The 14,795-nt window shown below is 58.9% G+C and carries 16 protein-coding genes and 1 tRNA gene; all 17 read left to right on the top strand.

Going from position 1 to position 14,795, the window contains the following annotated elements:
- Positions 1-153: 153 nt before the first annotated feature.
- The 17 genes from E4O97_RS22620 (at position 154) to E4O97_RS22540 (ending at position 14,766) form a co-directional block, all read left to right on the top strand.
- Entirely contained in the window at positions 154-507 is a 354-nt protein-coding gene (locus E4O97_RS22620) for a ribbon-helix-helix domain-containing protein (RefSeq protein WP_032803701.1), read from the top strand.
- A 170-nt stretch (positions 508-677) separates the two neighbouring features.
- Positions 678-899 carry a zinc ribbon domain-containing protein gene (locus tag E4O97_RS22615; protein ID WP_003193872.1) on the top strand — a complete coding sequence of 74 codons (222 nt, stop codon included), beginning with the start codon at positions 678-680 and terminating at the stop codon, positions 897-899.
- 108 nt (positions 900-1,007) lie between these two features.
- Positions 1,008-2,783 (top strand): aspartate--tRNA ligase, encoded by a 1,776-nt coding sequence (gene aspS / locus E4O97_RS22610; protein ID WP_005790914.1) that lies wholly within the window; start codon positions 1,008-1,010, stop codon positions 2,781-2,783.
- Positions 2,784-2,919: 136 nt separating this feature from the next.
- Positions 2,920-3,666, top strand: coding sequence for a YebC/PmpR family DNA-binding transcriptional regulator (locus tag E4O97_RS22605; RefSeq protein WP_032879699.1), 747 nt, complete (start codon positions 2,920-2,922; stop codon positions 3,664-3,666).
- 171 nt (positions 3,667-3,837) lie between these two features.
- Positions 3,838-4,362, top strand: a complete 525-nt coding sequence (gene ruvC, locus E4O97_RS22600; RefSeq protein ID WP_076949748.1) for a crossover junction endodeoxyribonuclease RuvC — start codon at positions 3,838-3,840, stop codon at positions 4,360-4,362.
- Between the two features lie 68 nt (positions 4,363-4,430).
- Positions 4,431-5,042 carry a Holliday junction branch migration protein RuvA gene (gene ruvA / locus E4O97_RS22595; RefSeq protein ID WP_005790908.1) on the top strand — a complete coding sequence of 204 codons (612 nt, stop codon included), beginning with the start codon at positions 4,431-4,433 and terminating at the stop codon, positions 5,040-5,042.
- Complete coding sequence (gene ruvB / locus E4O97_RS22590) at positions 5,043-6,101, top strand: Holliday junction branch migration DNA helicase RuvB (protein WP_005790907.1); 1,059 nt, start codon at positions 5,043-5,045, stop codon at positions 6,099-6,101.
- A gap of 140 nt (positions 6,102-6,241) precedes the next feature.
- Positions 6,242-6,697 carry a tol-pal system-associated acyl-CoA thioesterase gene (ybgC, locus tag E4O97_RS22585; protein ID WP_003175800.1) on the top strand — a complete coding sequence of 152 codons (456 nt, stop codon included), beginning with the start codon at positions 6,242-6,244 and terminating at the stop codon, positions 6,695-6,697.
- A 1-nt stretch (position 6,698) separates the two neighbouring features.
- On the top strand, positions 6,699-7,394 hold the full coding sequence (gene tolQ, locus E4O97_RS22580; protein ID WP_003193865.1) for a protein TolQ: 696 nt from the start codon (positions 6,699-6,701) through the stop codon (positions 7,392-7,394).
- Between the two features lie 23 nt (positions 7,395-7,417).
- On the top strand, positions 7,418-7,870 hold the full coding sequence (tolR, locus tag E4O97_RS22575; RefSeq protein ID WP_161793227.1) for a protein TolR: 453 nt from the start codon (positions 7,418-7,420) through the stop codon (positions 7,868-7,870).
- The gene (tolA, locus tag E4O97_RS22570; protein ID WP_005790902.1) at positions 7,870-8,943 is read left to right on the top strand and encodes a cell envelope integrity protein TolA; all 1,074 of its coding nucleotides are present in this window, start codon (positions 7,870-7,872) and stop codon (positions 8,941-8,943) included. Before tolR ends, tolA begins: the two co-directional genes overlap by 1 nt.
- Before the next feature lie 17 nt (positions 8,944-8,960).
- On the top strand, positions 8,961-10,241 hold the full coding sequence (gene tolB / locus E4O97_RS22565) for a Tol-Pal system beta propeller repeat protein TolB (protein ID WP_032803700.1): 1,281 nt from the start codon (positions 8,961-8,963) through the stop codon (positions 10,239-10,241).
- Positions 10,242-10,296: 55 nt separating this feature from the next.
- Complete coding sequence (gene pal / locus E4O97_RS22560; protein ID WP_003193861.1) at positions 10,297-10,797, top strand: peptidoglycan-associated lipoprotein Pal; 501 nt, start codon at positions 10,297-10,299, stop codon at positions 10,795-10,797.
- A gap of 6 nt (positions 10,798-10,803) precedes the next feature.
- The gene (gene ybgF, locus E4O97_RS22555; RefSeq protein WP_032879701.1) at positions 10,804-11,634 is read left to right on the top strand and encodes a tol-pal system protein YbgF; all 831 of its coding nucleotides are present in this window, start codon (positions 10,804-10,806) and stop codon (positions 11,632-11,634) included.
- Positions 11,635-11,798: 164 nt separating this feature from the next.
- The gene (gene queE, locus E4O97_RS22550; RefSeq protein ID WP_032879702.1) at positions 11,799-12,446 is read left to right on the top strand and encodes a 7-carboxy-7-deazaguanine synthase QueE; all 648 of its coding nucleotides are present in this window, start codon (positions 11,799-11,801) and stop codon (positions 12,444-12,446) included.
- A 123-nt stretch (positions 12,447-12,569) separates the two neighbouring features.
- A tRNA-Lys gene (locus E4O97_RS22545) sits at positions 12,570-12,645 on the top strand.
- A gap of 399 nt (positions 12,646-13,044) precedes the next feature.
- Positions 13,045-14,766, top strand: coding sequence for a ShlB/FhaC/HecB family hemolysin secretion/activation protein (locus E4O97_RS22540; RefSeq protein ID WP_282445366.1), 1,722 nt, complete (start codon positions 13,045-13,047; stop codon positions 14,764-14,766).
- The last annotated feature ends 29 nt before the right edge of the window (positions 14,767-14,795 follow it).

Here is a 14,795-nt window from a genome sequence, read left to right as displayed (position 1 = left end):
CGCTGCCTGCTTGTTTCCCTGCGCTTCCTGGCGTTGTCCTACGACTAACGACTCCCCGTCTTCTGGCTGCTGCACGCTGGGTGCTGTTTTATAGGCCCATCGTTCAATGGGAGAAGCCCATTGGCTGCTGTTTGGCAATGGAGTGTCGGGTGTATGTCACGTGGAATGGGTAAAGGAGTGATGGAAACCTGTGGTTTTCACAAGATAAAGGTCGACCCTTTTGCAAAAGGGTTCGATATGGGACTGGCCAAGCCGTTGTCGCGGTCGGTCAGGCTCAATGGGTTTTCGACCTGCCTGCGGCTTGAGCAGATCTACTGGAACATCCTGACGGAGATCGCCAGGATCAATGCCTGTTCGGTCAGTGCCTTGTTGTCCTATGTCGATCGGGAAGTGCATTTGCGTTACGGAGGCGTGAAGAACTTCAGTGGGCTGGTGAGGGTGGTGTGCGTGGTTCACGTGCTCAAGGGCCGGGTTGCTCCCGCCGCTGAGGGCACCTTCGCGTCGTAGCCCGGCGGCCCTGGGCCCGGCCTTCATCCTTGTGGGCCGGCCCCGGGGCAGAAAGCCGGCTGCGCTGTGTCGATTTACCAGATATAATCCCGCGCTTTGCTGCGCATGCCGGGGCTTTATGCACAGGGCAGGGCGTGGCGCTGTAACGATCTGATCGCCGAGACATCTCCATGCCCATGTACGACTATCAATGCGCTTCCTGTGGTCACCAGTTGGAAGCCATTCAGAAGATCAGCGCAGCGCCGCTGGTCGATTGCCCTGCCTGCCAGGCACCTGAGTTGAAGAAGATGTTGTCCATGCCGGGCTTCCGCCTGAGCGGCAGCGGCTGGTACGAGACTGATTTCAAGACCGGTGCCAAGAAGAACCTGGCCGGCGGCGACAAAGCAGACTGAGTTGAACTCTACGCGCAGGCTCCTGCATTATCCGTCCCCTGCTTTAATGTACGGTGACGAGGCGGGCCTGCCACCGAATTTCGAATTACGAGAAGTGAAACCACGACCATGATGCGCAGCCACTATTGCGGCCAACTGAACGAGACCCTGGAAGGTCAGGAAATCACCCTTTGCGGATGGGTTCACCGTCGCCGCGACCACGGCGGGGTGATCTTCCTCGATATCCGTGATCGCGATGGTCTGGCCCAGGTAGTGTTCGACCCGGACCGCGCCGAGAGCTTCGCCGCCGCCGACCGCGTGCGCAGCGAATACGTCGTCAAGATCACCGGCAAGGTTCGCCTGCGTCCTGCCGGTGCCGTGAACAAGAACATGGCGTCCGGCGGCATTGAAGTGCTGGGCTATGAGCTGGAAGTGCTGAACGAGTCGGAAACCCCGCCGTTCCCACTCAACGAATACTCCGACGTTGGCGAAGAAACCCGCCTGCGCTACCGCTTCCTGGACCTGCGTCGTCCGGAAATGGCCGAGAAGCTGCGCCTGCGTTCGCGCATGACCACCAGCATCCGTCGTTTCCTCGACGAAAACGGCTTCCTCGACGTCGAAACGCCGATCCTCACCCGGGCTACCCCGGAAGGCGCGCGCGACTACCTGGTGCCTAGCCGTACCCACGCCGGCAGCTTCTTCGCCTTGCCGCAATCGCCGCAGCTGTTCAAGCAACTGCTGATGGTGGCCGGCTTCGACCGTTACTACCAGATCGCCAAGTGCTTCCGTGACGAAGACCTGCGCGCTGACCGCCAGCCGGAATTCACCCAGATCGACATCGAGACCAGCTTCCTCGATGAAAAAGAGATCATGGGCCTGACCGAGCAGATGATCCGCAACCTGTTCAAGGAAGTGCTGGACCTGGAGTTCGGCGAATTCCCGCACATGACCTTCGAAGAAGCCATGCGCCGCTACGGTTCCGACAAGCCAGACCTGCGTAACCCGCTGGAACTGGTGGACGTGGCCGACCAGCTCAAGGATGTCGACTTCAAGGTGTTCAGCGGCCCGGCCAACGACCCTAAATGCCGCATTGCTGCCCTGCGCGTACCTGGCGGCGCGAGCATGCCGCGCAAGCAGATCGACGACTACACCAAGTTTGTCGGCATCTATGGTGCCAAGGGCCTGGCGTACATCAAGGTCAACGAGCGCGCCAACGGCGTTGACGGCCTGCAATCGCCGATCGTGAAAAACATCCCTGAAGCCAACCTGAACACGATCCTCGATCGCGTCGGTGCCGTTGACGGCGACATCGTGTTCTTCGGCGCCGACAAGGCCAAGATCGTCAGCGAAGCCCTGGGCGCGCTGCGTATCAAGCTCGGTCACGACCTGAACCTGCTGACCTGCGAATGGGCACCGATGTGGGTCGTCGACTTCCCGATGTTCGAAGAGAACGACGACGGCAGCTTCAGCGCGTTGCACCACCCGTTCACCGCGCCGAAGTGCTCCCCGCAGGAGTTGGAAGCCAACCCGGCAGGCGCACTGTCCCGTGCCTACGACATGGTGCTCAACGGTACTGAGCTGGGTGGCGGTTCGATCCGTATCCACCGCAAAGAGATGCAACAAGCGGTGTTCCGCCTGCTGGGCATCAACGAAGCGGAACAGGAAGAGAAGTTCGGCTTCCTGCTCGACGCCCTGAAATACGGCGCGCCACCGCACGGTGGTTTGGCGTTCGGCCTGGACCGTCTGGTGATGCTGATGACCGGCGCCCAGTCGATCCGTGAAGTGATCGCCTTCCCGAAAACCCAGAGCGCTGCGGACGTCATGACCCAGGCCCCGGGTGTGGTGGATGCCAAGGCGTTGCGCGAACTGCACATCCGTCTGCGCGAGACGCCGAAGGCTGAGTAAGGCTGCAGCGTGAAAGCGCGATAAGGTTGTACGCAGTCAAAAAGGCGCATCTTCGGATGCGCCTTTGCGTTTAAAAGAGGGAAATCCCGCCGGGGGCGGGATTGATAAGGTTTCTAGAGAATTTCGGAGTTGTGTTATGGCTGGCCATTCCAAGTGGGCGAACATCAAGCACCGCAAAGAGCGTCAGGATGCCAAGAAGGGCAAGATCTTCACCAAGTGGATTCGCGAACTGACCGTCGCAGCCCGTCAGGGCGGCGGTGACCCGGGCTCTAACCCGCGTCTGCGCCTGGCGCTGGACAAGGCGCTGGGTGCCAACATGAGCCGCGACATCATTGACCGCGCCGTGGCTCGTGGTGCCGGTGCGGCCGACACCGACGATATGGTCGAACTGACCTATGAAGGCTACGGCCCGGGCGGCGTGGCGGTGATGGTCGAGTGCATGACCGATAACCGCAACCGCACCGCCGCAGCCGTGCGCCACGCGTTCAGCAAATGCGGTGGCAACCTCGGCACGGATGGTTCGGTGGCTTACCTGTTCGAACGCAAGGGGCAGATCACCTTCGCTCCTGGCACCGATGAAGACGCGCTGATGGAAGCCGCGATGGAAGCGGACGCCGACGACGTGGTCACCAACGAAGACGGCTCTATCGATGTGTTTACCTCGTTCGCCAGCTTCTACGCCGTGCGTAATGCCCTGCAAGCTGCTGGTTTCAGCGGCACCGACGCGGAAATCGTGATGCTGCCGACCACCAGTGCCGAGCTGGACCTGGAGGGGGCGCAGAAGGTGTTGAAGATGCTGGATATGCTTGAAGACCTGGATGATGTGCAGAATGTGTATTCGAATGCCGACATCCCTGAGTCTGTGGCCGAACAGCTCACTTAAGAACGATGAATATCCCAATGTGGGAGGGGCTTGTGTGGGAGGGGGCTTGCTCCCGATGGCGGTGGGTCAGTCACAAATGTACTTACTGACACTCTCTCATCGGGAGCAAGCCCCCTCCCACATTAGAGTCTCTGTGTATCAAAAAATGTGTTTATCCAACCCGCAGGCGTTATGACTTTAATCCTAGGTATCGACCCCGGTTCGCGCATCACCGGTTTTGGCGTGGTGCAGCAGACCCCGCGCGGCTGCATCTATGTTGCCTCGGGCTGCATCCGCACCGGCGCAGGGGAATTGGCCGAGCGGCTGCAGATCGTCTATCGCGGCGTACGTGAAGTCATCCAGACCTACGGCCCGATCACCATGGGCATCGAAAAGGTCTTCATGGCCAAGAACGCCGATTCGGCGCTCAAGCTTGGCCAGGCCCGGGGTGCAGCTATCGTGGCAGGCGCCGAAGAGGGCATGGAAATCGCCGAATACACCGCGACCCAGGTCAAACAGGCCGTGGTCGGCACCGGTGCAGCCAACAAGGAACAGGTGCAGATGATGGTCATGCACATGCTCAAGCTCACTTCAAAACCGCAGATCGACGCCTCCGACGCCCTGGCCATCGCCATTTGCCATGCACATACCCGTTCCAGCCTGCTGCCTCACGGCTTGGGAACGGCACGTAGTCGTGGCGGGCGGCTGCGTCTCTGATAGCATCAGCGCATTGGTTATTTGCGGTCAGGCCCTGATCTGACCCCCAAGCTTTAAGGATCTGAACCGTGATTGGACGCTTGCGCGGCACCCTGGCCGAAAAACAGCCGCCGCACCTGATTCTGGATGTGAATGGGTTGGGTTATGAGCTGGAAGTGCCCATGACCACGTTGTACCGCTTGCCGTCGGTCGGCGAGCCGATAACCTTGCACACGCATTTGGTGGTGCGTGAAGACGCGCAACTGCTCTATGGTTTCATCGGCAAGCGCGACCGCGATTTCTTCCGCGAGCTGATTCGTCTCAATGGCGTGGGGCCCAAGTTGGCCCTGGCGTTGATGTCGAGCCTGGAAGTGGATGAATTGGTGCGTGCTGTATCCGCCCAGGATACTTCGGCCCTGACCAAGGTGCCGGGAGTGGGCAAGAAAACCGCCGAGCGCCTGTTGGTGGAGCTCAAGGACCGCTTCAAGGCCTGGGAAGTGGTGCCGAGCATGTTCGCCCTGGTACCGAACCAGCCGGATATGCCGGCAGGCCAGATCGCCAGTGCCGAAAGCGATGCCGTCAGTGCGTTGATCTCCCTGGGCTACAAGCCTCAGGAAGCCAGCAAGGCGGTATCGGCCATCAAGGACAAGAACCTGAGCAGCGAAGACATGATCCGCCGAGCCCTGAAGGGAATGATTTAAGTGATTGAAGCTGATCGTCTGATCGCGGCCACCGGCCCGCGTGACCGTGAAGAAGTCCAGGACCGGGCCATCCGCCCCCTGAGCCTGGCCGAATACATCGGCCAGCCTACCGTGCGCGAGCAGATGGAGCTGTTTATCCAGGCCGCGCGCGGGCGCAGTGAGTCCCTGGACCACACCCTGATCTTCGGCCCGCCGGGTTTGGGCAAGACTACCCTGGCCAATATCATCGCCCAGGAAATGGGCGTGTCGATCAAGTCCACCTCCGGCCCGGTGCTGGAGCGTCCCGGTGACCTGGCAGCGCTGCTGACCAATCTTGAACCTCATGACGTACTGTTTATCGACGAGATCCATCGGTTATCACCGATTGTCGAAGAAGTGCTGTACCCGGCGATGGAAGACTTCCAGCTCGACATCATGATCGGCGAAGGCCCGGCAGCCCGTTCGATCAAGCTCGACCTGCCACCTTTCACCCTGGTGGGTGCGACCACGCGTGCGGGTATGCTGACCAACCCGTTGCGAGACCGTTTCGGCATTGTTCAACGTCTGGAGTTCTATAGCACCGCTGATCTGGCGACCATCGTCAGCCGTTCGGCGAGCATCCTTGGCTTGCCCCTGGACCCGGAAGGCGCCTTTGAAATCGCCCGGCGCGCCCGCGGCACGCCACGTATCGCCAACCGTTTGCTGCGCCGCGTGCGCGATTTTGCCGAAGTGCGTGCCAAAGGGCACATCACCAAGGCGGTCGCGGACCTGGCCTTGAACCTGCTGGACGTGGACGAGCACGGCTTCGATCACCAGGATCGACGTCTACTCTTGACCATGATCGAGAAGTTCGACGGTGGCCCGGTCGGCGTGGACAGCCTGGCGGCGGCTATCAGTGAAGAGCGCCATACCATTGAGGATGTGCTGGAGCCGTACCTGATCCAGCAAGGCTATATCATGCGTACACCGAGGGGCCGGGTGGTGACGCGCCATGCCTATTTGCACTTTGGGCTAAACATTCCGTCACGATTGGGCGAGATGCCTGCGGTAGACGAATTCCTTGATGCAGTGGACGATTAAAAAGCTAACGCCGGACGATTTATCTGAGCTTTGTGCTGTCCCAGTGTCTGGCGTCGTCATTTGAGTCACTGCAAAAGCGTTCAGGAATGAAAAAACAGTTGTCCAGCCGGATTGGCAACCTGAGGAGTAAGCACTAGAGTATGCGCGCGCAAAACGGGGATCAGTCGTTCGCACATCGCTGTCGCGTTTATTACGAGGACACCGATGCCGGCGGCATCGTGTATTACGTCAACTACCTGAAATTCATGGAGCGGGCTCGAACCGAGCGGCTACGGGAGCTGGGCTTTGCCCAATCCACGCTGGCAGGGGAGGACCTGTTATTCGTCGTGCATTCCAGCGAGGCGCGTTATCACGCACCGGCGCGACTGGACGATGAATTGCTGGTCAGCGCTGAGGTCATCGAATTGAACCGTGCCAGCCTGCGATTCAAACAGCAGGTCAGGCGGGCAACGGATGCAACGCTGCTCTGTGAGGGGCAGTTCCTGGTGGCATGTGTACGCACCAACAGTTTGAAACCTCGGGCCATTCCCGAAACTCTACGCGCGGCCTTTGCCGCCGTGAGCGGCGCGGGTAAACAATCAAAGCAGGAGATTTAGCGTGGAACCTACCGTCGTCGACCATTCCTCCATGTGGAGCCTGGTCAGCAATGCCAGTGTCGTGGTTCAACTGGTCATGCTGACCCTGGTAGCCGCATCGGTTACCTCTTGGGTCATGATTTTTCAGCGCAGCAACATGCTGCGCGCCGGTCGACGTGCCCTGGAGAGCTTCGAAGAGCGCTTCTGGTCGGGTATCGACCTGTCCAAACTGTACCGCCAGGCCGGCAGCAACCCGGACCCGGATTCGGGCGTCGAGCAGATCTTCCGTGCCGGTTTCAAGGAATTCTCGCGCCTGCGCCAGCAGCCGGGTGTCGACCCTGAAGCGGTGATGGAAGGCGTGGCCCGTGCCATGCGCGTGGCCATCTCCCGCGAAGAAGAGAAACTCGAGCAGGGCCTGCCGTTCCTCGCCACCGTCGGTTCCGTCAGCCCGTACATCGGCCTGTTCGGTACCGTATGGGGGATCATGAACTCCTTCCGCGGCCTGGCCCAGGCCCAGCAAGCCACGCTGGCCACCGTGGCCCCGGGTATTGCCGAAGCCCTGATCGCCACCGCGATCGGCCTGTTTGCCGCTATCCCCGCAGTAATCGCCTACAACCGTTTTGCCGCAACCAGCGAAACCTTGATCGGCCGTTACTACACCTTCGCCGATGAATTCCAGGCGATCCTGCACCGTAAAGTGCACACCAGCGAAGAATAAGCAGGTAATTCCCAATGGCTTTAATCGCTCGAGCTCGCAAAAAGCGCAAGCCGGTCGCCGAGATGAACGTAGTGCCCTACATCGACGTGATGCTGGTGCTGCTGGTGATCTTCATGGTGACCGCGCCGATGCTCAACCAGGGCGTGAAGGTTGATCTGCCCAAGGTTTCCAGTGAAGCCTTGCCGCAGGACAACAACACGCAGGTCCTGACCATTTCGATCAAGGCTGACAAGACCTATTACTGGAACCTTGGCAGCGAAGTCGACACCCAGAAGCAGCAGGACAAGGCCCTGACTTTGCCGGCGATGACCGATGCGGTGACCAAGATCATTCGCTCCGGCAACGAAGGCGGCAAGCACACTCAGGTATTTATCCGCGGCGACAAATCGGTCGACTACGGCTCCGTCATGGGTGCCATGGGCGGGCTGCAGAAAGCCGGCGTCGGTAACGTTGGCTTGATTACCGAGGCGCCCTGATGCAGCAACAGCGAGAGCCGTCCGCCTCGGAAAGCTACTTCTGGCCTGGCGTGTGGGCGATAGCCCTGCACGTCCTGGTGTTCGGCATGCTGTTTGTCAGCTTTGCCATGACCCCGGACCTGCCGCCAGCCAAGCCGATCGTGCAGGCGACCCTGTATCAGCTGAAATCGAAAAGCCAGGCCACCACCCAGACCAATCAGAAGATTGCAGGTGAGGCCCAGAAGTCGGCTGCGCGCCAGACTGAAGTCGAGCAGATGGAACAGAAGAAGGTCGAGCAGGAAGCGGTGAAGGCTGCTGCGGAACAAAAGAAAGAAGAGGCGGCTCAAAAGGCCGAGGAATCGAAAAAGGCCGACGAAGCCAAGAAAGCCGACGAGGCGAAAAAGGCTGATGAAGCCAAGAAAGCCGAGAAAGCTGCCGAAGCCAAAAAGGCTGAAGAGAAACAATTGGCTGATATAGCCAAGAAGAAATCTGAAGAAGAAGCCAAGAAGGCTGCCGAGGAAGAGGCCAAGAAAAAGGCCGCTGAAGAAGCCAAGAAAAAGATAGTCGAAGACGCGAAGAAGAAAGCCGCCGAAGACGCCAAGAAAAAAGCTGAAGCAGACGAGGCGAAGAAGAAAGTCGCCGACGAAGCGAAGAAGAAAGCTGCCGCCGACGCCTCCAAGAAGAAGGCCCAGGAAGCAGCACGCAAATCCGCCGAAGAGAAAAAGGCCCAGGCCCTGGCAGATTTGCTTTCCGACACGCCGCAGCGTCAGCAAGCCTTGGCCGATGAGCGTGGCGATGAAGTCGCGGGCAGTTTCGACGATCTGATTCGAGCGCGGGCAGCGGAAGGCTGGACACGTCCACCTTCGGCACGCAAAGGCATGACAGTAGTGCTGCAGATCGGCATGTTGCCGGACGGTACGGTGACTTCGGTCAGCGTGGCCAAGTCCAGTGGTGACGGTACGTTCGACAGTTCAGCGGTTGCCGCAGTCAAGAATATTGGCCGGTTGACCGAGATGCAGGGAATGAAACCAAGTGACTTCGCTCCCTATCGTTCATTCAAGATGACATTCACACCTGAGGATCTAGCCTTGTGAGAAACCTTCTTCGAGGAATGCTTGTCGTTATTTGCTGTATGGCAGGGATAGCGGCGGCGGATGAAAAGAACATCCTGGTAACCAGCGGCAGCGATCGGGCTACTCCGATTGCAGTCGTACCCTTCGGTTGGCAGGGCGGCAGCGTGCTGCCGGACGACATGGCCCAGATCGTCAGCGACGACCTGCGTAACTCCGGTTACTACGCGCCGATTCCCAAAGGCAACATGATCAGCCAGCCCAACCAGGCCAGCGAAGTCGTGTTCCGTGACTGGAAAGCCGTGGGCGCGCAGTACGTGATGGTCGGCAATATCACGCCGGCCGGTGGTCGCCTGCAGATCCAGTACACCTTGTTCAACGTGGCCACCGAGCAGCAGGTATTGACCGGCAGCGTATCGGGTACCGCCGAGCAACTGCGCGACATGGCTCACTACATCTCGGACCAGTCGTTTGAAAAACTCACCGGTATCAAGGGGGCGTTCTCGACGCGCCTGCTGTATGTCACGGCTGAGCGTTTCTCTGTAGACAACACCCGCTACACCCTGCAGCGTTCGGACTACGACGGTGCACGTGCAGTGACCTTGCTGCAGTCTCGCGAGCCGATCCTGTCGCCGCGCTTCGCGCCGGACGGCAAGCGTATTGCCTACGTATCGTTCGAACAGCGTCGCCCGCGCATCTTTGTGCAGCACATTGATACGGGTCGTCGCGAGCAGATCACCAACTTTGAAGGCCTCAACGGTGCGCCAGCCTGGTCGCCGGATGGTTCGCGCCTGGCTTTCGTGCTGTCCAAGGACGGCAATCCGGATATCTACGTGATGAACATGGCCTCGCGCCAACTGAGTCGCGTGACCAGCGGCCCGGGCATCAACACCGAACCGTTCTGGGGTAAGGATGGTTCGACCATCTACTTCACCTCCGACCGTGGCGGCAAGCCTCAGGTCTACAAGGCAAACGTGAACGGTGGCGGTGCTGAGCGTGTGACCTTTATCGGTAACTACAACGCCAACCCCAAGCTTTCGGCCGATGAAAAGACGTTGGTGATGATTCACCGTCAGGACGGTTTCACTAATTTCCGGGTTGCGGCCCAGGATTTGCAGCGCGGAACCGTTAAAATCCTTACAGATACCAACCTTGATGAGTCAGCCACTGTTGCGCCCAACGGCACCATGGTAATCTACGCCACCCGCCAGCAGGGCCGGGGAGTCTTGATGCTCGTGTCCATCAATGGACGCGTAAGGCTCCCACTTCCTACCGCACAAGGCGAAGTCAGAGAACCATCCTGGTCCCCTTACCTGAACTGACGCGGCGCTACAAAAAGAAGTACTTAACACACTGGGGTTCATTAGGAGTTTCACGATGGAAATGCTGAAGTTTGGTAAGTTTGCTGCTCTGGCTCTGGCTCTGTCCGTAGCCGTTGGTTGCTCCTCTAAAGGCGGCGACAATGCCGGTGAAGGCGCAGCTGTTGATCCAAACGCTGGTTACGGCGCTAACACTGGTGCGGTCGACGGCTCCCTGAGCGAAGAAGCTGCTCTGCGCGCTATCACCACTTTCTACTTCGAATACGACAGTTCGGACCTGAAGCCAGAAGCCATGCGCGCTCTGGACGTTCACGCCAAGGACCTGAAAGCTAACGGCGCTCGCGTTGTTCTGGAAGGTAACACTGACGCCCGTGGTACTCGTGAGTACAACATGGCACTGGGCGAGCGTCGTGCGAAAGCCGTTCAGCGCTACCTGGTACTGCAAGGTGTTGCTCCAGGCCAACTGGAACTGGTTTCCTACGGTAAAGAGCGTCCAGTTGCAACTGGCAACGACGAGCAGTCGTGGGCTCAGAACCGTCGCGTCGAACTGCGTAAGTAATTCGTCATGCGAACGTGCCGTCGTGCTCTGACTGTATTGGCTCTCAGCCTCGCCCCGCTTGCGGTGTGGGCTGCGGTTCCTGTAACGGATAGCAACTCAGGCTATAACAATAGCGGGAGCAGTTATCCGCCAGCAGGTTATGGCACGAACGGCGCCTATGCGGGGGGAGCGGCTACGTCCGCTCCCTCGGCACAGGGCGAGCTGTTCAACCAGCTGCAACGCATGCAGGATCAATTGGCCCAGCAACAAGGCGCCATTGAAGTGCTGCAGAACCAGGTGAACCAGCTCAAACAAGAAGGCCTGGAGCGATACCAGGATCTTGATCGTCGTATTGGAGCCGGTGTTGCACCTGCCGCTACTCCTGATAATTCTGCTGCCGGTGGCGCGCCAAGCGCCGCTGCCGGTGGCGCAGCAGCAGGGGCCGCCGCGGCTGCCCCTGCCGCTAGCAGTGAACCTGGCGATCCGGCGAAGGAAAAACTGTATTACGATGCAGCCTTCGACCTGATCAAGGCCAAGGATTTCGATAAGGCCAGCCAGGCCTTCACCGCTTTCCTGCGCAAGTACCCCAACAGCCAGTACGCGGGCAATGCCCAGTACTGGTTGGGTGAGGTCAACCTGGCAAAGGGTGATTTGCAGGGCGCGGGCCAGGCTTTTGCCAAGGTCAGCCAGCTGTACCCCAAGCACGCCAAGGTGCCGGATTCGCTGTATAAACTCGCTGATGTAGAACGCCGCCTGGGTCATACCGACAAGGTCAAAGGCATTCTGCAGCAGGTGGTTGCCCAGTATCCGGGTACCTCCGCCGCGCAGTTGGCCCAGCGGGATCTGCAACGCTTGTAAGCAATACCGCCCGTTTAGAAGAAACCCGCGCCTGGCGCGGGTTTTTTCGTTAGAATCCACGCCCTTTTATGAAACACGCTTCCTGGGGTTGGCGCGTTGGCGCAATCCCTTGAAGTGCCTGACGGAGGCGGACAGCCTGTTTAGCTGTTACGCCCGTGGCGACTATGCAAGACACATTACGTATTACCGAAGTCTTTTACTCGTTGCAGGGTGAAACGCGCACTGCTGGCCTGCCCACCGTATTTGTACGGCTCACCGGCTGCCCATTGCGCTGCCAATACTGCGACAGCGCCTACGCTTTCAGCGGCGGCACCGTGCGCACCCTCGACGACATCCTGGAACAGGTTGCCGGCTACCGGCCGCGCTACGTCTGCGTGACGGGCGGTGAGCCATTGGCGCAACCCAATGCCATTCCCTTGCTCAAGCAGCTGTGTGACGCCGGTTACGAGGTCTCACTGGAAACCAGTGGCGCCCTGGACATCTCTGCGGTCGACCCGCGCGTCAGCCGAGTGGTTGACCTCAAGACCCCGGACTCCAAGGAAGCCCACCGCAACCGCTACGAGAACATCGACTTGCTGACGGCCAACGATCAGGTCAAGTTCGTCATCTGTTCCCGTGACGACTATGACTGGGCGACTTCCAAGCTGATCCAGTATGGTCTTGAGCGTCGCGCGGGCGAGGTGCTGTTCTCGCCCAGCCATCACGACCTCAACGCTCGCGACCTGGCGGACTGGGTAGTGGCCGACAACCTGCCGGTGCGCCTGCAATTGCAGTTGCATAAATACCTGTGGAACGACGAGCCGGGCCGCTGATCCGGCGGCTGTGAGAGGCGTTCTACCCACCGAATTACAGTTCAAATGCGTTTTTTCTGATTTATTTCAAATAAGGTGTTGAATAATCCTTAGAAATCAGTATTATACGCGCCACCACACAGCGGGTCGTTAGCTCAGTTGGTAGAGCAGTTGGCTTTTAACCAATTGGTCGTAGGTTCGAATCCCACACGACCCACCATTTTTGGCGGATTTAGAAAATCCGGAAGGCCCACACAAGTGAGGATTTCCGGGTTTTTTTTTGCCTGTCATTTGGCCTGTCCGAGTCGACCTTGGGTCAGCGGCTGCTCAGATTCCCGTTGTCGTCCAGACATTCCTTAAATCAATCAAATACTCATACGCGAACCGGTGTTGGCCGAATAGTCCGATCGTTTGTGTGCGTGTTGAATGTCTATCAAATCTGATACCGCTGGTCGGAAAATCCTTCAAGATTTCATTCAGTATTTATTCTTTTTTAATATTTTCGTTAAAAATCATAATGTTAGTAGTTTGTAGGAAATTTCCTAAAGTTTAGTCAGTTTATTGGCGCGCCATTCCCGCGATGTTAGTTTGCCATCCTTCGTCACGCGTTGGATCGAACATGTCTGCCTCACTGCCACGGACTCGGTATTCACTGAGCATTGCCCTGCTTGCCTGCCTCGCTTCCCACTGCGTGATGGCGGCAACCCTGCCGGGTGATCAGGACCTGATCCGCGAACGCCAAAACCGCCTGTTGGAAGATCAACAGCGCCGCCTTGAGCAGCTCAAGGAACTGCCTGGCAAAGAGGCCCGGCCCGAAGCGCCGGCAGCTCCGGTGGACAGCCGTTGCTTTCCGATCCAAACCATTGAACTCCAGGGTGCCGACCACCTGCCTGCCGCTGAACGCGAGCGTCTACTCAAGCCTTACACTGGTCAATGCCTGGGCGTCGCACAACTCAACGCCCTGCTCAAAGACATCACCAACTACTACATCGACAAAGGCCTGGTCACCAGCCGCGCCTACTTGCCGCAGCAAGATATGTCCAAAGGGCATCTGCAAGTTCTGGTGGTGGAAGGCAAGCTTGAAGGCCTGAAGGGCGCCGACAGCAGCAAGTTGTCGGATCGCGAACTGGGCATGGCCTTTCCCGGCAAAAGCGGCGAGATTTTGAACCTGCGAGAAATCGAGCAGGCTGTCGATCAGCTCAACCGTTTGCCGTCCAACCAAGCTCAAATGGAACTGACCCCGGGCGATGCCGTGGGCGGCAGCTCGGTGTTGGTCAAAAACAACCCGCAAAAGCCATGGCGTGCCAGCCTGTCGCGCAACAACGATGGCCAGAAAAGCACTGGCGAACAGCAGTGGGGCACCGGCTTTGAATGGGACAGCCCGCTGGGCCTGGCGGATCAACTGATTCTGCGCGGCGGCCACGACGCCGTCAGCGATCACCAGAAAACCTCCAAGAACGCGATGCTGTACTACAACGTGCCCTGGGGCTGGTGGAACTTCAGCTACAGCTACAACCAGAGCGACTACCGTTCGGTCGTCCAGGGCGATGGTTTCGACTTCAAGCAAACCGGGGACAGTGAAAACCATCAGTTGCGCGCTGAGCGGGTGATCCACCGTGATGCCGTGAGCAAAACCTCGCTCAACGTCGGCCTGTCCCACCTGCGTACCAACAATTACATCGAAGACAGCCGCTTGGCCGTCAGCAGCAATCGGCTCAGCGAGTTGCAGTGGGGCATCAACCACGGTCGGCGAGTTGGCAATGCTTTTGTCAACATTGACCTCGGTATGCAGGACGGCATTGGTTTGCTTGATGCCCAGGCCCAACATGAGCGCGATCAGAACGGCAATCGACTGGCCAACTCCCGCTACCGCAAATACACCGCCACCGTCAGCTACCTGCAACCGTTCACGCTGTGGGGCGAGTCGTTCAGTTTCACCAGCCTAGCCACCGGCCAGCGCAGTGAAGACGTGCTGTTCAGCCCCCAGCGCATGAGCCTCGGCGGCTCGGCGTCGATACGTGGCTACAAGGACCAGCAACTGACCGGCGACAGTGGCGGCTACTGGCGCAATGACCTGCGCTGGAGCCGCCCGGTGACCCTCGGTTGGCTGCGCCCGGTGTTCGGTGAATACGGTGCCAGCGTGGGCTACGACCAGGGCGTGATCCGCAACGGTCGCTACAACGGCGAAGTGCACGGCCGCGTCTCAAGCAACTCGCTTGAGCTGTTCGCCCGCGGCAAACACGTCAGTACCAGCGTGACCTTTGCCCACTCGCTGGAACGACCGGCCGCGCTATTTGAGCGTGAAGCACCGATCTACTTCCGCATGGATTTCTTCCTGTAATTCAACGCCCAGTTGCAACGAGAATTTGA

The organism is Pseudomonas sp. W15Feb34 (assembly GCF_023127765.1).
Taxonomy (GTDB): Bacteria; Pseudomonadota; Gammaproteobacteria; order Pseudomonadales; family Pseudomonadaceae; genus Aquipseudomonas; species Aquipseudomonas synxantha_A.
This window is presented reverse-complemented; position numbering and strand designations above follow the sequence as displayed.

What these genes read in the sequence shown, in the direction of transcription:
- tolA (WP_005790902.1), top strand. Translation starts at nt 7,870, where the DNA reads ATGCAGCAACAGCGAGAGCCGTCCGCCTCGGAAAGCTACTTCTGGCCT.
- queE (WP_032879702.1), top strand. Translation starts at nt 11,799, where the DNA reads ATGCAAGACACATTACGTATTACCGAAGTCTTTTACTCGTTGCAGGGT.
- E4O97_RS22620 (WP_032803701.1), top strand. Translation starts at nt 154, where the DNA reads ATGTCACGTGGAATGGGTAAAGGAGTGATGGAAACCTGTGGTTTTCAC.
- ruvC (WP_076949748.1), top strand. Translation starts at nt 3,838, where the DNA reads ATGACTTTAATCCTAGGTATCGACCCCGGTTCGCGCATCACCGGTTTT.
- pal (WP_003193861.1), top strand. Translation starts at nt 10,297, where the DNA reads ATGGAAATGCTGAAGTTTGGTAAGTTTGCTGCTCTGGCTCTGGCTCTG.
- E4O97_RS22540 (WP_282445366.1), top strand. Translation starts at nt 13,045, where the DNA reads ATGTCTGCCTCACTGCCACGGACTCGGTATTCACTGAGCATTGCCCTG.
- E4O97_RS22615 (WP_003193872.1), top strand. Translation starts at nt 678, where the DNA reads ATGCCCATGTACGACTATCAATGCGCTTCCTGTGGTCACCAGTTGGAA.
- tolB (WP_032803700.1), top strand. Translation starts at nt 8,961, where the DNA reads ATGCTTGTCGTTATTTGCTGTATGGCAGGGATAGCGGCGGCGGATGAA.
- ybgF (WP_032879701.1), top strand. Translation starts at nt 10,804, where the DNA reads ATGCGAACGTGCCGTCGTGCTCTGACTGTATTGGCTCTCAGCCTCGCC.
- ybgC (WP_003175800.1), top strand. Translation starts at nt 6,242, where the DNA reads ATGCGCGCGCAAAACGGGGATCAGTCGTTCGCACATCGCTGTCGCGTT.
- aspS (WP_005790914.1), top strand. Translation starts at nt 1,008, where the DNA reads ATGATGCGCAGCCACTATTGCGGCCAACTGAACGAGACCCTGGAAGGT.
- E4O97_RS22605 (WP_032879699.1), top strand. Translation starts at nt 2,920, where the DNA reads ATGGCTGGCCATTCCAAGTGGGCGAACATCAAGCACCGCAAAGAGCGT.